Genomic DNA, 18,617 nt, shown 5'->3' on the forward strand with positions numbered 1-18,617 from the left:
CAAGACACTAGTCGACGATGGCGACGGACTTGACCTGTGCCCAGAGCTGCTGGCCCGGAGTCAGGTTGAGCTGGTCGGCGGCGCGGCGGGTCAGGCGGGCCAGCAGCGGAGTGTCCCCCAGGGTCAGTTGTACCAGCGCCATGGCCGGATGGTGATCGCTGTCCACCGACACCACGGTGGCCGGCAGCAGGTTCTGGATACTCTGATCATGATGGGGTTGGCGCGCCAGGCTGACGTCCCGCGCCAGCACCCGCAGCCGCAGCGGGCTACCCAGGGGTCGGGTAGGCGTCGGCAGCCACAGCGCGCCACCGTTGAAATCGGCCCGGCTCAGATGCCAGTCGGCGTCCTCCGTGGTGAGTGTGGCGTCAATCACCACGCCCACCTCCTGGGCGGAGGTAACCGGCAGGTCCAGCCGGGGCAGCAGCTCGGTCAGGCTGCCCTGGGCACGTACCCGGCCGTCAGCCATGACCACCAGGTGGTCCGCCAGCCGCGCCATCTCCTCGGGGGAATGGGTCACGTACAGTACCGGAATGGCCAGCTCCCGGTGCAATCGTTCCAGGTAGGGCAGGATGTCCTGCTTGCTGGCCTGGTCGAGGGCCGACAGTGGTTCGTCCATCAGCAGCAGCTGCGGGCTGGTGAGCAGGGCGCGGGCAATGGCGACACGCTGGCGCTGGCCGCCGGAGAGCTGGTGGGGAAAGCGCTCGCGCAGTGTCTCCAGTCCCAGCCAGGCCTCCACCTGGGACGGGTGGATCTGTCGCAGACGACGGGGGGTGCGGCGGTAGCCGTACTGCAGGTTGCCGGTCACCGACAGGTGAGGAAACAGACTGGCTTCCTGGAACACGTAAGCCAGGGGGCGTTGGTGCACCGGCCGCTGGACTCGGTCATCAAGCCAGGTCTCGCCGGCCACGGTAATGTGACCGCTGGCGGACTCCAATCCGGCGAGGCAGCGCAACAGGGTGGTCTTGCCACACCCCGAGGGCCCGAACAGCACGGTCACTCCCTGGCCCGGCAGATCCAGATCCACCTCCAGGGTGAAGTCCGGCCGCTGATGGTGCAGTCGTGCCTGCAGACGCGGGCTCATGGCTTAAGGCCATGGCCGCCCAGACGGCCGTTGATCAGGTAAAGGCTGAGCAGCACCAGGAACGCGAACGCCACCATGCCGCCCGCCAGCCAGTGTGCCCGGGCGTATTCCAGGGTCTCGACATGGTCGTAGATGGCCACCGACAGCACCTTGGTTTCACCGGGAATGTTGCCGCCGATCATCAGCACCACGCCGAACTCGCCGATGGTGTGGGCGAACGTCAGCACCGTAGCGGTCAGCAGTCCGGGCCGTGCCAGCGGCAACACGACGGTAAAGAAACGGTCCAGAGGTGAGGCCCGCAGCGTGCTGGCGGCTTCCAGCATGCGCTCGCTGAGGCCGCTGAAGGCGGCCTGTAGCGGCTGGACGGCGAAAGGCAGGGAGTAGATCACCGACGCCACCACCAGACCTTCAAAGGTGAACGGCAGGGTGCCCAGGCCAAGGCTCTGGGTCAGTTGTCCCACCGGGCCGGAAGGGGCCATCAGGATCAGCAGATAGAATCCCAGCACCGTCGGTGGCAGTACCAGTGGCATCGCCACCACGGCGGCCAGGGGTTGGCACAGCCAGTGACGGCTGCGGGCCAGCCACCAGGCCAGCGGTGTGGCCACGATCAGCAGAATGGCGGTGGTGACGGTCGCCAGCTTCAGGGTCAACCAGATGGCCTGCCATTCTGCGCTCATGGGATGTTAGCCGTCAGCGTCATTGGGGGAGTCGGTGGCGTAGCCGTAGCGGCGGATCACCGCCTGGGCCGGCTCGCCGCGGAGGAACTGCATCCAGGCCCGGGCCACCGGGTTGTGCTGTGCCCGGGTGAGCAGCACTGCCTGCTGTTCAATAGGCTGGTAGAGCGTTTCCGGCACCGGCCATACCGAGCCCACCGGATCAGGCCAGGCAGAGACCTGGGACAGCGCCACAAAGCCGGCGCCGGCGTTACCGGTGGCGACAAACTGGAACGCCTGGGCGATGGAGTCGCCGCGCACCAGTCGCGGCTGCCAGGTGGTCCATAACGTCAGCGACTCCAGGGTCTGTCGGGCCGCCAGGCCATAGGGTGCCGTGCGGGGGTTGGCGATGGCCAGCGGCGTGGTTGGCGCCTGGTTGAGATAGATCTCGCCGTCTTCAAAGGCGTCCGGGTGAGGGCTCCACAGCACCAGCTTGCCGCGGGCGTAGGTAAACCGTGAGCCAGTGACGGCGAGGCCGTTCTGTTCCGCCAGTGCAGGACGTTGGCGATCGGCCGCCAGGAACACATCGAACGGAGCGCCGTGTTCGATCTGGGCGTACAGCTTGCCGGTGGAGCCGTAGCTCAGCCGGGCCCGGTGGCCGGTGGTGTCGGTGAACAGCGCCGCCAGTTCACGACCGGCATCGGTGAAGTTGGCGGCCACCGCCACCAGAATCTCATCTGCACGGACCAGCTGGCTGAGGCAAAGTGTACAAACGGCCAGGACAACACGGGAAATACCAAGACGCATAGCGATCATCCCTGGGTGGCTGGGTACCGGCATTATATACGCCGGTATATAACGATGGCTGGATCATAGCCGCTGGCGGAGGCGGGATCAATGAGGAATGTCAGTTGTCGGCGCCAGTTTCCGGCGGCGTGTGCTGGCGCTCTGGCCCGTCGCTGGCATCAGTGTCCCGGCACAGCTGCTGCAGCTGGTCCAGTTCGGGGCATTGTCGGAGCCGGGCCTCGTACTGGCGGTAGAGTGTCAGCACCTGGTGCCCGGTATCGGAAAGGCTGGCACCGCCACCTCGGCGTCCCCCGGTGGCGGTGACCACCAGCGGCTGGCGAAAGCTCTGGTTCATGGTGTCCACCAGCAGCCAGGCGCGGCGGTAGCTCATCCCCATCTGGCGGGCGGCTGCGGAGATCGAGTGGGTGTCGTCAATCAGGGCCAGTAGCTGGGCCTTGCCTGGCCCCATGGCCACGGTATCGGCAAGCTTGAGGCGAAGTCGGGGCGTCAGGGGCAATGGCATCGGCGGCGATGGCGTCCGGTTTCAGGCTGGATGATTTGCCATGATAACAAAGCAAATGCCTGGACGTCCCCCGCTTGGCCCGTGTCCCGTCTGGCGCAGTTGCAGGCCAGGCGGGACCATTCCGGCGGGATCAGCCGTTGACCACGGCCAGGGTCGGACGCGCGGCGCCGTCAATGATCGGCAGGCTGCTGATCAGGTGCTGCCAAACCTCGCTGGCGTTGGTTTCGTTGATCAGCTCGTGGCGGGCGCCGTGGTACAGCCGGAACGTCGCCGGAACGCCGGCGGCGTGGAGGTCGTCACAGTGCTGGCTGACGCCATGGCCCATTTCACCGACCGGGTCTTCGCTGCCGGCAATCAGGTGAACCGGCAGGTCTTTGCGCCACTGACGGGGGTCGATGGTGAGCATGCCGCCGATAAAGTCGCTCCACAGCTGATTGCTGCATTCGAATCCGCACAGCGGATCGGCCAGGTAGCGATCGACCTGCTCCGGGTCGCGGCTGAGCCAGTCGTGACTGGTGCGGTTGGGCTGAAACTCGCGGTTGAAGGCGCCGAAGGTGCGGTCGCTGATCAGCGAGCTGCGGTGACGCGGCCCCTTGAGACGACGGATGGCGGCGATCATCACCCGCGAGGCGCACAGCTCCTTGCGGTTGATGCGGTTGGTGGCGCACAGCACCAGGTTGTCGAGCTCCTCGCCATACTGCTGGGCGCAGGCCTGGGCAATGAACGAGCCCATGCTGTGACCGAACAGCGTCAGGGGCAGGTCCGGGGCCTGGTTGCGGGCGTAGCGGATCACCTGGTGCAGGTCTGACACCACCTTGTTCCAGCCATCTTCATCGCCAAAATGCCCCAGCTCCTCGGGAGCGCAGTGGGGGCCGTGGCCACGGTGATCGGCGGCCACCACCTGTACGCCCTGGGCGCACAGCCACTGGGCCAGCGGCGCGTAGCGCTCGGCGTATTCGGCCATGCCGTGGGCAATGACCAGGGTGGCGCGGGGGTGGTCGGGACGCCAGCTGGTGACCGGGATGCGGCGGCTGTCACTGGCGATCAGGAAGGTCTGTTGGCAATTCATGGCGTGCCCCATCGGCAAGTCCTACTGCGAATGTGCCTGGGACGCCGGCGGGCCGGTCCATCAGACACCGAATGTCTCAGTCTAGCCGGGAACGCCCGGCCAGTCTGAGACATCGGTTCGGTTTTGGCCGCCAGGAGGTGACGGGTTCTTGTTCAGTCGCTTTGGCCGGTGATCAGCGACTCGATGTCACGAATCACCTGCAGGGCTGCCAGCGGTCCGCCGGTGGATGTCCACAGGGAGCCGTCCACTGCGGTGTAATGGCCGCTCTTGACCGCCTCCAGCTGGGCAAACGCCGGGGTCGCCAGGGCTTCGTTCATGGCATCGACGGCATCGCCAGTGTTGCTGAGGGTGCCGATCACCAGCCAGTCGGCGTCCAGCAGGTTGAGGGATTCCAGGCTCAGGGTCAGGGAGTGGGTGTAGCCTTCGTCCTGCTGATGATCGGGACGTACCAGGCCCAGTTCACGGGCGATCTTGCTGGCGAAGGAATCGCGGAACATATAGGCCGGCCCCTTGGGATTCCAGCGCACCACGCTGATGGTGTCGCCCTGGTGGTCGGCGAGCCTGGTCCGCACCTGCTGGATGCGGTCGTCGTACTGCGCCAGGAACTCGGCGGCCTCATCTTCCCGCTGCAGCACCTCACCGACCTTGGTCAGGGTCTGCTTCCAGGGCGTGCCCCATTGGCTGGTGACCACCGTGGGGGCGATGGAGCGCAGCAGTTCCAGCATTTCCGGACGGTCCTGGCTGGTGAGAATCAGGTCCGGCTGCAGTTCCAGTACCTTTTCCAGATTGGGGTTGCCAAGGTCACCGACGATGTTGAGGTCGTCGGCCTTATCCAGCAGGTAGCGGGGCGGCGTTGACTGGCCGCGGCCATTGATGGCACCAACCGGCTGGACGCCCAGGGTCAGGGCGATGTCCAGGTCAATCTCGCTGAGGGTGAGGATACGCTGGGGCTGGGCGGGAATGGTCACGGTGTCGCCAAAGGCGTCGACCACCTCGCGGCTGTCGGCGTGGGCGCCGGAAACGGAAAACATCAGGGCCAGCAGGGCCAGGAGCGCAGGACGTAACAGGGATGGAACCATGGTCATGACTTCCTTGCAGTGGGTGAATCAAAGGCCTGACGCCGGGGCACGATGATTGGTGCACCGTCGCCGGGGGCCTGGAGTATGTCAACGTCGGTCTGGTACAGGCGGTCGATCAGCGGCTTGGTGATCACCTCCCGGGGTGGCCCGGCCGCGGCGATGGAGCCGTCCGCCAGGGCCAGCAGGCGGTCACAGTAGCGTGCCGCCATGGCGAGGTCGTGGAGAACGATCAGCACGGTCTTGCCGCTGGCGGTCATCCGGTGGATCGCCTCCATCACCTCGGTCTGATGGCCAATGTCGAGGGCGCTGGTGGGTTCGTCCAGCAGCACCAGATCGGTGTTCTGGGCCAGGATCATGGCCAGCCAGACCCGCTGGGCCTGACCGCCGGAGAGATCCGACACCGGCCGGTGCAGCAAGTCCTCAAGCTGCATGGCCTCGCAGGCGGCGGCCACCTGCTGGCGGTCCTCCTCGCTCCATTGGCTGAGCCAGCCCTGGTGGGGGTGACGGCCATACTGCACCAGTTGTTCCACGCGGATGCCGGCGGGTATCAGCGGCCGTTGCGGCAGGAACGCCAGCTCCCGCGCCAGCTCCCGGGTACCGTAATCGGTCAGTGGTCGCTGTTTGAGCTCGATGCGACCGTGACGCAGCGGTTCCTGGTGGGCCAGCAGCTTCAGCAGGGTGGACTTGCCGCTGCCATTGGGGCCGACAATGCCCACCAGCTCGCCTTCGGGCACCGTCAGGCTGATGTTCGTCAACACCGGCCGCTGGTGGTAGGAAAACTCAATATCGTGGCCGCTCAGCAGTGTCATCAGTCAACCCTCCGTCGGTCCTGGATCAGTAAGAACAAAAGCAGAATGCCCCCGAGGAAGCGGGTCATGATGCCGGTGGGCACCTCCGTCGGCGCGGCCAGTACCCGCACCAGGGTATCGCTGAGCACCAGCAGCAGGGCGCCAGCCAGGGCGGCAATCCACACCGGCACCGGGCCGTTGCGCACCAGCTTGGAGGCCAGGATCGGCGCTGCCATGGCGATGAAAATCACCGGCCCGCCGATGGCCGTGCCCAGCGCCGCCACCAGGATCGCCAGGGTCAGGATCAGCAGTTGCAGCCGGTTGACGTTGACCCCGAGACCCTGGGCGGTGGCGGTGCCGAAGGGCAGCACGGACAGCGGCCGCACCAGCCACGCCAGCAGTGGGCACAGCGCCAGCAGACACAGCGCCACCGGCGCCAGCACGCTGTAGCCCTGGCCGGCAAAGTGTCCCATGGTCCACAGGTACAGGCTGTTGAGATGCACCGGCGACTGGGTCGACATCAGAAAATCCCCCAGCGCCTGGAACAGCTCCGTCAGCGCGATTCCGATGACCACGAACAGGTAGCCCTGCTCGCCGGGGTTGCGGCACAGGGTGTACAGCGCCGCGACCGCCAGCGAGGCCCCCAGGGGCGAGGCCCACCAGGGCCAGCTGCCGGCGGTGAGGTAGAGGGAAAACAGTACGATGGCAAGGGTGGCGCCCTCGTTGACGCCGACCATGTCCGGGGTGGCCAGACGGTTGCGGACCAGGGTCTGGATCAGGCACCCGGACAGTCCCAGTGCGGCGCCAGCGACAATCACCGCCAGCAGTCGTGGCAGACGGATCTTGAACACCATCACCTCCTGCAGCCGGTTGCCCTGGCCCAGCAGGGTGTGCCAGGCGTCGGCGATGGTGAGTTGGGCCGAGCCGATCGACAGCGCCACCAGGGAGGCCAACACCAGCAGCACCGTCATCGCCAGGGTGACCAGCCAGGCGCGCCGGTGCAGCAGCACGGACCAGCGTCCGACACGGAGGTGCCAGCAGTCGGAGGGGCCCTGGTAGGGCAGGGCGTTGGGAGCAGAGTTGGACATAGCGGACCTCATTTCACCGACAGCAATGAGCGGAAGCCGCCCCGCAGCACCACCGCAATCAGCGCCGGGGCGCCCACCAGCGCCAGCAGGGTGCCCACCGGCAGTTCAAAGGGCTGGACCAGCCAGCGGGCGAGGATGTCGGCGGCCAGCAGGAACAGCGCCCCCATCAGCGCCGAGAACACCACCTGACGGATCAGCGCCACCGGTTCCACCATGCGACCGCAGTACGCAGCGAGAAACCCGACGAACCCCACCGGGCCGGCAATGGCGATGGCGCAGGCAGTGAACAGGGTGGAGCCGATCAGCACGCCGAACCGTACCCGGCTGGTGGAGACCCCGAGGGCGCGGGCCTGCTGGTCGCCCATCTGCATCAGCGTCAGCCGCTGACACAGCGCCAGGGCCAGCACCGTGGATACCAGCGCCAGCGGCAGCACGGTCTGCACCGCCACCAGGTCGGCGCCGGCCAGCGAGCCCAGGTTCCAGAACCGGAACTGATCCAGGGCCACCCGGTTGGAGATCAGCAGGAAGCTGTACATGCCCCCGAACACCGCGTTCATGGCCACCCCCACCAGCACCAGCTTGAGCGGACTGGAGGGACCGAGCATCAGCCCCAGCCCCAGCACCACCACGTTGCCCAGCAGGGCGCCGGCACCGGACCACACCAGATAACCGCTGGTGGACTCGATGCCGAAGTAGGTCAGCCCCAGTACCAGCCCGAACACCGCGCCGGAGTTGATTCCCAGCAACCCCGGTTCCGCCAGCGGGTTGCGGGTGGCGCTCTGCAACAGCGTGGCGGCAACGGCGAGGCAGGCCCCCACCACCAGCGCCGCCAGGGTGCGGGGCAGGCGCAGGGTTTCCAGAATCATCGCCAGTTTGGGGTCGGCGGTCAGGGTCGGGTCACCAAGGTAGAACCCGGCGACCTCGGGGGCGCCGTAGACTCCGGCACCGGTGGCCATGGACAGGGCAAACAGCAGCGCCACGGCGACAAGGCCAACAGTAAGGAACCAGCGTTGGGTCACAGGCATCGGTCAGTCTCCGGTCGGGGCGGTGGCGAGGGCCGCCGGTGTGCTGGTGGTGGCGCGCAGCTGGCGCAGGATATAAAGCAGCCCGACCATGGCGAACAGCATGCCGGCGGCCGCCAGCCAGGCCAGGGTATCGAAGCCCACCAGCGCGCCGCTGGCGGTGGAATCCAGGTAGCCGGCGCCGGCCATGCCGGCCAGACCGGACGCCACGCTGACCACCGTGCTCTGCAGCGCCATGTAGGCGGCGCGCTGATCGGCGGCGGGGATCAGCGACACGATGGCCTGGGTCGCGCTGAAGCGGGCCGAGCTCATGGCCATGAACAGGGTGAACACCAGCAACAGCGGCGCGGCGGCGTTGAGGGCGAAGCCGGCGATGGTGACCGTCATCAGCACCAGGTTGCTGCCCACCACGGCGACCACCGGCAGGCCGCGATCGATCAGCGAGCCGCTCAGGCGCATGGCGGCGATGCTGGCCAGGCCGCCGGCAAAGTAGAGTTCGGGAATGTCGGCGCGGGGAAAGCCCAGATTGAACTGGAAGTAACTGGCGAACTGCGGCACCAGGGCGGCATGCCCCGCCATCTGCACCGCCGCCACCAGCAGGGCCACCTGGCACAGGGGATTGCCCAGCAGCGTGGTCAGGGACTGGCGCGGCTTGTCGCTGGCCGGGCCCAGGGTCGGGAACAGCCAGGCGGTGCCCAGCGCCAGCATCAGCCCCAGGCCACCGGTGATCAGGAACGGGCTGCGCCAGCTCCAGTGCTGGGACACCGTCAGGGCAAACGGCACCACGATGATGGCGGCCAGGGAGAAGCCCATCGCCACATAGGCCAGTCGGCGCCCCCGTTCCGCCGGTGGGATCAGATCCAGCATGGCGGCCATCAGTACCGCGCTGAGGGGGCCGGACAGGGCGCCGGCCAGCACAAACAGCACCGTCAGGTCGGTACCGTCACGGGCCAGGCTGCAGGCCGACAGACACAGGAAGCGCAGGCTCACCAGCGCCACCAGGGCGTGCTTGCGGTTGCAGCGGTCAAGCCAGGGCGCGGCCAGCAGGCTGACGGCGGCGGCCGCCAGGGTGGCCGCACCGCTGAGATAGCCGATGTGTTCCGGGCGCATCCCCAGGGGGCCGACAAAGTCCGCGCCCAGGGGCATCGCCATCATCAGGCTGCCGATTGACAGCATGTTGATCAACAACGCCAGGTTGAGGGCAACCAGGGGTGTTTTGGTGGGCGTGGCGTTCGGCATGGGGACCCGAGGGCTGATGACTACAAGCGCGGCATCTTAGCCAAAGGGTCGGGGCTTTACAATGAACGAGAATTGTTGTCATTCATGTTGCCGGGGGTGACGCCGAAGCGCCGTTTGAACGCAGTAATGAAGTTGGAAGGGTGGTTGTAGCCCGCCATGTAGGCGGCTTCGCTGATGCTGAGGCGGTCCATGCGCAGGCCATCCCGGACCTTGTCCAGGCGTCGGTTGCGGATGTAGTCAAATACCGTAATACCGGTTTCCTGTTTGAATCGCCGCTGCAGGGTGCTGACGCTCATGGCGGAGGCCCGGGCGATCTCCTCCAGCCGCAGCTCCCGGTGCAGGTGGGCCTCGATAAAGGCGAGGGCGGCGGCCAGGGGTTCCCCGCGACGGCTCGGGGGCTGGGCGGTAGCGGTGTCGGTGCCGTCCGGCGCCCGCAGCACGTCCTCGATAAAGTGCCCCATCACCTGCAACGCCAGGCTTTCGGCCTGCAGGTTGCGGTGCAGGGCGTCGCCTTCCTCCCGCAGCGCAAGGATCTGCTCACACAGTGTCAGCACCCGCCGTGAGGGTTGCCAGTAGTGACGGGCCAGATGCTGGCCCAGCAGGCGGTTGGTCAGGCGCTGGCGCATGTCGCTGTCGCCCTTGCCGCGAAGGAACCAGTCCGGCCCGGCCTGGATGTGGACCTTGCCCAGGGGCTGCTCACTGCGGCGGATCTCCCGGCGGAAGGTGGTCAGCCGGCGCAGGTTGACCGCCAGCGCCTGCTGGCCGAGCTGGCGGCCGCCACGGGGTGCGCGCAGCACGAACTCCTCGCTGTCGTAGCCGAAATGGACTTCGCCGCAGAGCAGCACGGTGAGGGTCAGGCAGGGCTGGATGGTTGCCACCACGTGGGCATCGGCCTGCTCCTCGCTGTAGCCCGCCTGGATGCCCAGGCCCGAGGGCGTGGTCTCGGACAGGAAGCGGCCGGTGGCCAGTACCCGGCCATAGGGGAGGTTGCGGGCCACGATTTTCTGGCGCTGGTCCCGCTCCACCATTTCCGCCAGCACCACCCGTTTGGAGAGTATCTCGCTGGCCCGGTCGGTGGTGGTGTCAGGGGCCTGGGATGGTCGTTCGGTAAGGGGCATGGTGGGCTCGATCCAAGTTGATGTTTGCGCATAATGCGAAGGCGATTGAGCAGAATGATACCGTCTTCCTATCCGGCTTTGCAGTCCGTAATATTAATGAGAATTCATATCATTAACCTCATCATGATCAGCGGACGATCAGCTCTGGCAGGATTTTCTACTATGGCACTCAGTCCCATGCGCTCTTTCCGCGCGCTTCCTTTCCGTGGTTCCCCCCTCAGTCTGTCCATCGCCGCCGTCCTCGCGTCCAGCCCGGTCGTGGCCCAGATAGGGGGCGAAGCCACCGAGCTCCAGCCGTTGCAGGTCTGGGGTGCCAAGGTCACCAGTTCCTCCGAGTACCTGGGGGATCAGCACATTGCCCTGAAACAGGCCGATCACATGTCCGACCTGCTGCGGGACATTCCCGGCGTGGACGTCGGCGGCACCCACTCGGTGACCCAGCGCATCAACATCCGTGGTCTCAACGAAACCGACCTGGACATCCGCCTGGACGGCGCCTCCCAGTACGCCAGCATGTTCCACCACATCGGCAACCTGACCCTGAACCCGGACATCATCCAGGCGGTGGACGTGCAGGTGGGCAACAACTCGGTCACCAACAGTGGCCTGGGTGGCTCCGTGCACTTCGAGACCAAGAACGCCCAGGACATGCTGCGCCCGGGTGAACAGTACGGCGCCCGTCTGTACGCCGGCCATGGCACCAACGCCTACACCCAGGGTTCGGCCACCGTATACGGCCAGCTCACCGACACCGTGGACGCGCTGCTGTATGGCTACCTGATCGATCGTGACAATTTCGACGATGGTGACGGCAACGAGACCATCGGTTCTGACGGCGAAATCGGCAATATGCTGATGAAGCTGGGCTGGGAGCCCGCCGTGGGCCATCGCCTGCAACTGAGCTACGACCGTTACCAGGATGAAGGTGACTACAGCCCGCGTCCGGACATGGGCGGCTCCGCCAACGACGGCCTGTCCGGCGACCTGGTACTGCCCACCGAGTACAACCGCGACACCCTGGCGCTGAACTACGCCTACGACCTGGGGGCGGCGCTGAATCTGGAAGTTGGGGTTTACCGCAACCAGATCGAACTGAACCGGGACGAATCCCAGATCGATATCCGCTGGCCCAGCAACCGGCTGTCTGACAACACCGCCGAGAACACCAACACCGGTACCAACGTGCTGGCGGTGTCCCGGGTTGGCACCGGCCCGGTGGCCCACCAGATCACCTACGGCCTGGACTACAACCGCCAGGAGAGCCGTGCCCGCTACGGCAGCGACCCCTGGATTGAAGAAGACGGCACCACCACCGCGCTGTACCTGGAAGACCGGCTGCAACTGACCGACGCCTTCTCGGTGACGCCGGGTGTGCGCTACGACCACTTCGACCGCGACGCGGTGACCGGCGACAAGAGCTTCAGCGACGTCAGCTGGGCCCTGGCCACCGATTTTGCCGTCAACGACAACCTGACCCTGTTTGCCAGCGCCCGTGAGCTGTTCAAGGCGCCGCAGCTGTTCGAAACCTTCATCCGTTACCAGGAAGTGGCGTTCCTGGCGGACGACATCAAGGAAGAGTCCGGTCTCAACTCCCAGGTTGGTGCCCGCTATCAGTTCAACAGCGGCCTGCACAGCTTTGCCTCCAACCTCACCCTGTTCCAGACCGACATCGACGATTCTATCCGCTCGGTGTACAACGGTGATGCCGCCCGTTACGACATCATCAACGACGGTGACGAGCGTATCGAAGGGGTGGAACTCAGCGCCCTGTACGGCTACGACGCCTTCAGTGCCAAGCTGAGCTACGCCTACTCCGAGGCCAACAACCGCACCAACGACACTCCGGCACTGGATGTCAACGGCCGCAGTGCCGACCAGGGCGACACCATCACCCTGAACCTGGACTACACCCTGTACGACCTGGGCGTGGACATGGGCTGGCAGTCCCAGTGGGTGCTGGAAGAAGACAACGTGCTGGATGGCGCGCCGGTCAAGGAAGGCTACAACGTTCACTCGGTTTACGCCCAGTGGACCCCGGCCCAGGTCGATGGTCTGGTGCTGACCCTGGGGGTGGATAACCTGCTCGACGAGCAGTACACCTCCCACGCCTCCCGCTCCGGTATTGCCCGCGGCTTCACCCTCGACGACTTCGAGCCGGGCCGCAACGTCAAGGTCTCCGCGGCGTACCAGTTCTGAGCGGTTGTTAAACGTCTTCCGTTAGCGTCCCTGAGCCCCGCCAATCGGCGGGGCTTTTTTATCCCTGACGATCGCTCTCCCGCTGCCACTCCGGCGGCCGCCACAGGTGTTGCAGGCGTTGGCGCCAGCGGCCGGGGCGGGCCATGGCGCGGAACAGGTCGACGTACTCGTGGGTCCACAGGGTCAGCAGGCGCTGGTTCGGCACGGGGGTGGTGATGCCGTACTCCGGTGGCCGCTGCGGGTCCTCGACGGTGAAGGTGCCGAACAGCCGGTCCCAGAGAATCAGTACGCCGCCGTAGTTGCGGTCGATGTAGCCGGGATTGCGGCCATGGTGAACGCGGTGGTGGCTGGGGGTGTTGAACAGCCACTCGATGGCCGCCGGCAACTGCCGTACCAGGGTGGTGTGGATAAAGAACTGGTACACCAGCGACAGCGCATAGACCACACCGATCCATACCGGGTTGAACCCCAGCAGTGCCAGCGGCAGGTAGAAGGCCCAGTTGCCGTTGAAAATGTTGGTGGCGTTCTGGCGCATAGCGGTGGAAAAGTTCATCCGCTCGGAGGAGTGGTGCACCACATGGGCGGCCCAGAACCAGCGCATGCGGTGGCTGCAACGATGCATCCAGTAAAAGCAGAAATCCACGGCGATGAACGTCAGCAGCGCCACCGGCCAGGTCAGTGGCAGGTCCCATAAGCGGTAGTGGTAACACAGCGCGAAGACCGGAAACGCGATGATGCCGGCAAACAGCAGCTCGGTGAGCTGGTAGCCTGCCCCCAGGGCGAAGTTGCGGATGGCCTCGGGCAGGTTCATCAACTGCGGATCGTGGCGGATGCGGCGATACTCCCACAGCGTCAGCAGCAGGAACACCGGTGTGGCGACGACGAAGATCAGCTGGCGTTCATCCAGTGCCAGCCAGGGTGCGAGGGTCTGCCACAGCGGCAGCAGGCCGCTGTCGGCCAGCACGCCCTGGAACAGGTCGGTCAGCGATGTCACGGTTCGACTCCGGTCTTGTTGTTGATATTGGAGTTTCAGTCTGACCCGCTATCGGGTTTCTGGATTGACGATTGACGCCACCAAATTGATAATTTACGCCAATAACGGCAAGCGAGGTGGCAATGAGGGTAACCGGAGCCTGGACAGGACTGTTGACCGACTGGCTGGCCCGTCGCGGGTTGCACAGCGCCGCCCTGGCGGCGGAACTGGCGCGTTGGGCGATGGCGGAGACAGTGCCGATTCCGGTGTGGCGTGACCTGCTGGCCCAGGCGCTGGCGCTGGTGCCGCAGGAACCGGCGGCCGAGTTAGAGATTGGTGCCGGTGTGGAACCGGCCCATGTTGGGGTGCTGGGGTATCTGGTGCTGGCCTCGGAGACCCTGGGTGACGCCCTGCGGGCCTACCAGCGGTACGAAACCCTGTTCTACGGCGAGCGCCTGGCGGACGTGGCGATGCTGGACGGCGAGGTGGAGATCCGCTGGCCCCGGCCCGAGCAACCCCTGGGTCGCCAGGGCGACGGTGTCGGCATTGCCGCGCTGGTGACCTTCCTGCGTCGCCAGATCGATCAGCCGCCACCGCTGAGCCGGGTCAGTTTCCGGGGCTCGGTGGCGCAGGCCACCGATCAGGCCTACCAGGCGTTTTTTGGCTGTCCGGTGCAATGGCAGGACAGTCACGTACGGGTGCGTTTCCCGCTGTCGTACCTGACCATGGCCATGCCGGGGCGGGACCCGGCGCTGCGGCAGTTGCTGGATCGCCAGGCCCAGGCCCTGTTGCGGGCGCTGCCGGCGTCCACTGCGCTGGAGCGGCAGTTGCAGCAGGTGTTGCTGCGGCTGCTGGCCGAAGGTGATCCCACCCTGGCGCGGGCTGCCCGGGTACTGCACATGTCACCCCGAACCCTGCAGCGGCGTTTGCGGGGGCATGGCCTGAGCTGGCAGCAGTGGCTGGACCGTAGCCGCGAGCAGCTGGCCCGTCAGTACCTGGCGGACCCGGTGCTGAGCCTGGCGGAAGTGGCGTTGCTGCTGGGATTTTCTGAGCAGAGTGCGTTCACCCGGGCATTCCGGCGCTGGACCGGGACCCTGCCGGGGCAGTACCGTCGTCAACATGTGGCGTTGCCATGACTCGACAGAGCCCGGCCGTCCACCCTCCAAAGCCTTTCCCATGCGTCTTCCAAGGAGACTGAGATGACTTCGCATTCGCTTTATTCACGCACCGGTGGGTCCCGCAAGTTCGGGCCTTCCCTGCGCCGCCTGCCGGTCCTGATGCTGGCGCTGCTGGCCGTGGCCTGCACGCCGATGGCGACCACCGAGACAACCTCCGGGACAACGCCAGAGCCCCAGGCGGCCTCCGACAGCTACCGGGTGACCGGGGCGATCAGCTACCGTGAACGCATGGCGCTGCCGGCGGACAGTGTGGTGACGGTGTCTCTGGAGGATGTGTCGCTGGCGGATGCGCCGTCCACACGGTTGGCGGACTTCAGCTTCACCAGCGAGGGGCGGCAGGTACCGTTCGACTTCGAGCTGGTGGTGCCCCGCAGTGACCTCAAGGCCCGCCATCGTTACGCGGTGCAGGCCCGCATCACCGACCCGGCGGGGCGACTGCTGTGGATCACCGACACCATGAACAGCGTCGACCCAACCGCCGCCGGCGCCGATCTTGGCACTCTGGTGCTGGTACGGACCGCTCGTTAGCGGTGCCGCTCATACTGTGCGATCAGCGGGGCCAGCGCTGACTGCTGGCTCTCCAGCCACTGCTGCATGGCCTGGGGTAAGCGCTCCGGCTTGGGCCAGGGCACCGGATAACCGGCGGGCTGGAACAGTGGTGCGAACAGTGCGGCGGCGGTCAGATCGGCGCGGCTGAAGCGATCCCCCACCAGGTAGGGGCCCGACTGATAGGCCTCGGCCAGATCCTGTAGCACTGCGGTCATGGTCTCCATCGACTGGGCTGCGGTCTTTTCGTTGATCTTCATCCAGTTACGCATGACCTCGTCAATCCGGCTGAACGCCAGACGCACCAGGTAGCGGTTGTAGAACGGTGTCTGCGCGGTCAGCAGCGGGGTGACCACCTTGGGCCGCTGCAGCAGATGGTGATAGCAGTAGCAGCGCACCGCCGGCCCGGCCTCCTCGTCCAGACGCCGCTCCCAGGCCAGGGCCTGGGCCCGTTCATCCTCGTTTTCCGGCGTCAGCGGGTTGTCGGGGAAGGTGCGGTCGAGGTAATCGGTGATCTGCTCCGAGCCCTGCACCACCTCCTGGTCATGCTCTAGCACCGGCACCGATGAGGTCCCCGCCAGCGCCTTGATGGTCTTGATGTGGCTGCCCGGAAGCAGGTACACCGGCTGGTACTGGATGCCCTTGTACTCAAGCGCCCAGCGGGACTTCTCACAGAAATGGGAAATGGCAAACTGATACAGTCGAACGGCCATGGAGCATTCCTCGGTGGCAGTGGCAGGATGGCCTAAGCGTAATGTTTTCGCAGCGAATTTATAACCGGATCGTTCTAGAATCTTCAGGAATGTGAGTTGGTGTGCCGTTTGGCGAATTCGCTAATCTACTGAGCCACTGAGAGCCTTGAGAGCAAGGCACGGTGGTGAAGGTTTGGTGGTTCCAAATCGAGACAGCGTAACGCGGCTATCAAGGCTCTCAGTGGCTCCCGAAGGGCGCGACGCTGGGGCCTCTGGCCGGTGTTTCCAATCCTTGATGTGGCACCACCACACCTGCGGATTGGCGCCTAGGCCAGAGGCCCCAGCGTCACGCAGTAGATCAGCGAATTCGCCAAGCGGCACACTTAGGAGATAAAACATGAACCCAATGCGTCCTCTTGCGGCGGCGGCCCTGACCGGGCTGGCCGCATTGTCGGGTTGCGCCTCGATTGGCGGTGGAATGGCCGCCGGTGGCAGCAGTGTGGAACCGCTGGCCGGCTATGAGTGTGGCCAGCTTCAGGTGCTGGCCGGTTTCGACGGTGAGCGGGCGACGCTGCAGGCCGGCAACCGCACCCTGGTGCTGGAGCAGGTACCGGCGGCGTCCGGCGCCAAGTACCAGAGCCCCAACAACGCCGGTACCAGCTTCTGGACCAAGGGTAACCTCGCCCTGCTGGAAGTGGATGGCCGTGCCTGGCCCGAGTGTGTGGCCCTCGGCGCCGTACCTGACACCTTCAGCGCCGGTGGCAATGAGCCGTTCTGGCGGGTCAGCCTGGCGCAGGATCAGCTCACCTTCGACGAGCCCGGCAAGACCAGCCAGGTAGTGCCTTATCAGCTGCAGTCACGACAGCCGTTGGGTCTGACCCTGGCCGCTGAGCTGGCAAACGGTCCGGTGACCCTGGCGGTGGAGCGCCAGCTGTGTCGCGATTCCATGACCGGCATGCCCCATCCCTACCAGGTGGAGCTGAGCCGCGATGGCCGCACGCTGGCCGGTTGCGGTGGCGATCCCCGGCAATTGCTGCAGGGCGTGGAATGGGTGGTGGAGTCGATTGATGGCGAGGGCATGGTGGATGACACCCGCGCCACCATCAATTTCCTGGCCGATGACCGCATCGCCGGCCGGGCCTCCTGCAACCGTTTTATGGGGGGGTATGAGGTGACCGGGGAAGGCCTCGGTATCAGCCGCCTGGCCTCCACCATGATGGCCTGCCAGCCTGAGGTGCTGGCGCAGGAGCGTCGTTTCATGGGCAGTCTGGAGCAGGTCCGCTCCGCTGATTTCAACGCCGATGGCGCCCTGGTGCTCACCACCACCGAAGGCGGCACCATCCGTGCCTATCCGTCCCGCTCGTTGAGCCAGTAACTCCGTCGCGGCCGCCGTGCCGGTGGCCGCGATGCCGTTTCCCGTCCTGCTTCTACCGGCCGGTGGTGACTGTCACCAAACGGTAGCACTTCGGCTATAGCGTTGGCTCCATGACCGAACTCAGAGCCCTTACCCCCCACGCCGCCATTCCCGCCGAACAGGCCACCCGCGACAGCCGTCAACGTCGCCTGCTACGGACCTTCCTGCCAGAGATGGTCAAGCTGGAGCGTACCCTGGCGGAAGCACCGGGCTGGGTCAGTACCCAGGTGGTGGAACGGGTGGCGCTGAAGGACGTCACCGTGCCCATCTACCGCGCCGACCTGGGCAGCGACTCGCCCAACGTGCCGGCGTTCCTGCTGGTGGGCGGGGTGCACGGGCTCGAACGCATCGGCTCGCAGGTGGTGATCGCCTGGCTGCGGAACCTGTTGTCGCGGCTGAAGTGGGACCAGCACCTGCGGGAGCTGCTGGAAAAGGTTCACATCACCGTACTGCCAATCCTCAACCCCGGCGGCATGTACCTGAACCAGCGCAGCAATCCCAACGGCGTCGACCTGATGCGCAACGCCCCCATCACCGCTCAGGATCGCAGTGCCTTCCTGCTGGGTGGCCAGCGACTGTCGCCCCGTCTGCCCTGGTACATCGGCGATCCGGAGCAGGGCATGGAGCCGGAGAACCGGGCCCTAGAGGGGGTGATCAACAGCCTGCTGCCGGGACGTCCGTTCAGCCTGGCGCTGGACTGCCACTCCGGCTTCGGCTGGCAGGACCAGATCTGGTTTCCCTACGCCTACCGCCGTCGTCCGATGCGCCGTATCGCCTCGGTGATGGCGCTGAAGGTGATCTGGGAGCAGGCCTACCCCAATCACGACTACCGTTTTGAACCCCAGTCCCGCCACTACCTGACCCATGGCGATCTGTGGGATTACTTCTACAAGCAGGTCAACCGTCACAGCGAAGGCGCCTTTATCCCGCTGACCCTGGAAATGGGCTCCTGGCGCTGGATTCGCAAACGCCCACGACAGTTGCTGCGGCTCGATGGCCTGTTCAACCCGCTGGTGCCCCATCGCCATCAGCGGGTGCTGCGCAGTCATCTGCCGCTGCTGGATTTCCTGGCCAGCGCGGCTGCCAGCCACGACCACTGGTTGCCGGTGTCGGAGGAAGCGTCCATGCTGAGGGAAGCGGCCATTATGCACTGGTACCGGGATAACCGATGA

The 18,617-nt window shown here is 65.8% G+C and carries 18 protein-coding genes; 5 read left to right on the forward strand and 13 right to left on the reverse strand.

The annotated features are described in order from the left end of the window. Nucleotides 1–7 precede the first annotated feature (7 nt). The 11 genes from modC to J2887_RS02235 form a co-directional block, all read right to left on the reverse strand. Complete coding sequence (gene modC, locus J2887_RS02185; protein WP_227173819.1) at nt 8–1,081, reverse strand: molybdenum ABC transporter ATP-binding protein; 1,074 nt, start codon at nt 1,079–1,081, stop codon at nt 8–10. Beyond that, on the reverse strand, nt 1,078–1,758 hold the full coding sequence (modB, locus tag J2887_RS02190; RefSeq protein WP_227173820.1) for a molybdate ABC transporter permease subunit: 681 nt from the start codon (nt 1,756–1,758) through the stop codon (nt 1,078–1,080). The genes modC and modB overlap by 4 nt, the downstream gene beginning before the upstream one ends. A 6-nt stretch (nt 1,759–1,764) precedes the next feature. Beyond that, nucleotides 1,765–2,541 carry a molybdate ABC transporter substrate-binding protein gene (modA, locus tag J2887_RS02195; RefSeq protein ID WP_227173821.1) on the reverse strand — a complete coding sequence of 259 codons (777 nt, stop codon included), beginning with the start codon at nt 2,539–2,541 and terminating at the stop codon, nt 1,765–1,767. 100 nt (nt 2,542–2,641) lie between these two features. Next, a complete protein-coding gene (locus J2887_RS02200) occupies nt 2,642–3,043 on the reverse strand; it encodes a winged helix-turn-helix domain-containing protein (protein ID WP_227173822.1) in 402 nt (133 codons plus the stop codon). Nucleotides 3,044–3,173: 130 nt separating this feature from the next. After that, entirely contained in the window at nt 3,174–4,124 is a 951-nt protein-coding gene (locus J2887_RS02205; RefSeq protein WP_227173823.1) for an alpha/beta hydrolase, read from the reverse strand. A gap of 140 nt (nt 4,125–4,264) precedes the next feature. Continuing rightward, nucleotides 4,265–5,191, reverse strand: coding sequence for an iron-siderophore ABC transporter substrate-binding protein (locus J2887_RS02210; protein WP_324197242.1), 927 nt, complete (start codon nt 5,189–5,191; stop codon nt 4,265–4,267). Between the two features lie 2 nt (nt 5,192–5,193). Continuing rightward, a complete protein-coding gene (locus J2887_RS02215) occupies nt 5,194–6,000 on the reverse strand; it encodes an ABC transporter ATP-binding protein (protein ID WP_227173824.1) in 807 nt (268 codons plus the stop codon). Beyond that, complete coding sequence (locus J2887_RS02220; RefSeq protein WP_227173825.1) at nt 6,000–7,067, reverse strand: FecCD family ABC transporter permease; 1,068 nt, start codon at nt 7,065–7,067, stop codon at nt 6,000–6,002. The genes J2887_RS02215 and J2887_RS02220 overlap by 1 nt, the downstream gene beginning before the upstream one ends. An 8-nt stretch (nt 7,068–7,075) precedes the next feature. Further along, nucleotides 7,076–8,092 carry a FecCD family ABC transporter permease gene (locus tag J2887_RS02225; protein ID WP_227173826.1) on the reverse strand — a complete coding sequence of 339 codons (1,017 nt, stop codon included), beginning with the start codon at nt 8,090–8,092 and terminating at the stop codon, nt 7,076–7,078. Nucleotides 8,093–8,095: 3 nt separating this feature from the next. Beyond that, nucleotides 8,096–9,328, reverse strand: coding sequence for an MFS transporter (locus J2887_RS02230; protein ID WP_227173827.1), 1,233 nt, complete (start codon nt 9,326–9,328; stop codon nt 8,096–8,098). Between the two features lie 56 nt (nt 9,329–9,384). Next, on the reverse strand, nt 9,385–10,446 hold the full coding sequence (locus J2887_RS02235; protein WP_227173828.1) for a helix-turn-helix transcriptional regulator: 1,062 nt from the start codon (nt 10,444–10,446) through the stop codon (nt 9,385–9,387). Nucleotides 10,447–10,608: 162 nt separating this feature from the next. On the opposite strand from J2887_RS02235, the gene J2887_RS02240 reads away from it, so the two are divergent. After that, complete coding sequence (locus J2887_RS02240; protein ID WP_227173829.1) at nt 10,609–12,642, forward strand: TonB-dependent siderophore receptor; 2,034 nt, start codon at nt 10,609–10,611, stop codon at nt 12,640–12,642. A gap of 58 nt (nt 12,643–12,700) precedes the next feature. Here the strand turns inward: J2887_RS02240 and J2887_RS02245 are convergent, their stop codons facing one another. After that, nucleotides 12,701–13,636: a sterol desaturase family protein gene (locus J2887_RS02245; RefSeq protein ID WP_227173830.1), complete on the reverse strand. Its 936-nt coding sequence runs from the start codon at nt 13,634–13,636 to the stop codon at nt 12,701–12,703. Between the two features lie 152 nt (nt 13,637–13,788). Here J2887_RS02245 and J2887_RS02250 point away from each other — a divergent pair, with 152 nt between their 5' ends. Together J2887_RS02250 and J2887_RS02255 are read left to right on the forward strand one after the other, a co-directional pair. Continuing rightward, nucleotides 13,789–14,751, forward strand: a complete 963-nt coding sequence (locus tag J2887_RS02250; RefSeq protein ID WP_227173831.1) for a helix-turn-helix transcriptional regulator — start codon at nt 13,789–13,791, stop codon at nt 14,749–14,751. 63 nt (nt 14,752–14,814) lie between these two features. Continuing rightward, the gene (locus J2887_RS02255) at nt 14,815–15,321 is read left to right on the forward strand and encodes a YbaY family lipoprotein (protein WP_227173832.1); all 507 of its coding nucleotides are present in this window, start codon (nt 14,815–14,817) and stop codon (nt 15,319–15,321) included. Here J2887_RS02255 and J2887_RS02260 read toward each other — a convergent pair. Continuing rightward, on the reverse strand, nt 15,318–16,052 hold the full coding sequence (locus J2887_RS02260; protein ID WP_227173833.1) for a glutathione S-transferase family protein: 735 nt from the start codon (nt 16,050–16,052) through the stop codon (nt 15,318–15,320). The genes J2887_RS02255 and J2887_RS02260 overlap by 4 nt on opposite strands. Before the next feature lie 376 nt (nt 16,053–16,428). Here J2887_RS02260 and J2887_RS02265 point away from each other — a divergent pair, with 376 nt between their 5' ends. After that, entirely contained in the window at nt 16,429–17,406 is a 978-nt protein-coding gene (locus J2887_RS02265; RefSeq protein WP_227173834.1) for an META domain-containing protein, read from the forward strand. A 110-nt stretch (nt 17,407–17,516) separates the two neighbouring features. Then, the gene (locus J2887_RS02270; protein WP_227173835.1) at nt 17,517–18,617 is read left to right on the forward strand and encodes a M14 family zinc carboxypeptidase; all 1,101 of its coding nucleotides are present in this window, start codon (nt 17,517–17,519) and stop codon (nt 18,615–18,617) included.

It is taken from the genome of Marinobacter sp. CA1 (assembly GCF_020546665.1).
GTDB lineage: Bacteria > Pseudomonadota > Gammaproteobacteria > Pseudomonadales > Oleiphilaceae > Marinobacter > Marinobacter xestospongiae.

Excerpts from the sequence above, each read along its gene's own strand:
- modC (WP_227173819.1), bottom strand. The coding sequence starts at position 1,081 with ATGAGCCCGCGTCTGCAGGCACGACTGCACCATCAGCGGCCGGACTTC.
- J2887_RS02260 (WP_227173833.1), bottom strand. The coding sequence starts at position 16,052 with ATGGCCGTTCGACTGTATCAGTTTGCCATTTCCCATTTCTGTGAGAAG.
- J2887_RS02270 (WP_227173835.1), top strand. The coding sequence starts at position 17,517 with ATGACCGAACTCAGAGCCCTTACCCCCCACGCCGCCATTCCCGCCGAA.
- J2887_RS02240 (WP_227173829.1), top strand. The coding sequence starts at position 10,609 with ATGGCACTCAGTCCCATGCGCTCTTTCCGCGCGCTTCCTTTCCGTGGT.
- J2887_RS02235 (WP_227173828.1), bottom strand. The coding sequence starts at position 10,446 with ATGCCCCTTACCGAACGACCATCCCAGGCCCCTGACACCACCACCGAC.
- J2887_RS02200 (WP_227173822.1), bottom strand. The coding sequence starts at position 3,043 with ATGCCATTGCCCCTGACGCCCCGACTTCGCCTCAAGCTTGCCGATACC.
- J2887_RS02265 (WP_227173834.1), top strand. The coding sequence starts at position 16,429 with ATGAACCCAATGCGTCCTCTTGCGGCGGCGGCCCTGACCGGGCTGGCC.
- J2887_RS02215 (WP_227173824.1), bottom strand. The coding sequence starts at position 6,000 with ATGACACTGCTGAGCGGCCACGATATTGAGTTTTCCTACCACCAGCGG.
- J2887_RS02255 (WP_227173832.1), top strand. The coding sequence starts at position 14,815 with ATGACTTCGCATTCGCTTTATTCACGCACCGGTGGGTCCCGCAAGTTC.
- J2887_RS02210 (WP_324197242.1), bottom strand. The coding sequence starts at position 5,191 with ATGGTTCCATCCCTGTTACGTCCTGCGCTCCTGGCCCTGCTGGCCCTG.
- J2887_RS02205 (WP_227173823.1), bottom strand. The coding sequence starts at position 4,124 with ATGGGGCACGCCATGAATTGCCAACAGACCTTCCTGATCGCCAGTGAC.
- J2887_RS02230 (WP_227173827.1), bottom strand. The coding sequence starts at position 9,328 with ATGCCGAACGCCACGCCCACCAAAACACCCCTGGTTGCCCTCAACCTG.
- modA (WP_227173821.1), bottom strand. The coding sequence starts at position 2,541 with ATGCGTCTTGGTATTTCCCGTGTTGTCCTGGCCGTTTGTACACTTTGC.
- J2887_RS02225 (WP_227173826.1), bottom strand. The coding sequence starts at position 8,092 with ATGCCTGTGACCCAACGCTGGTTCCTTACTGTTGGCCTTGTCGCCGTG.
- modB (WP_227173820.1), bottom strand. The coding sequence starts at position 1,758 with ATGAGCGCAGAATGGCAGGCCATCTGGTTGACCCTGAAGCTGGCGACC.
- J2887_RS02220 (WP_227173825.1), bottom strand. The coding sequence starts at position 7,067 with ATGTCCAACTCTGCTCCCAACGCCCTGCCCTACCAGGGCCCCTCCGAC.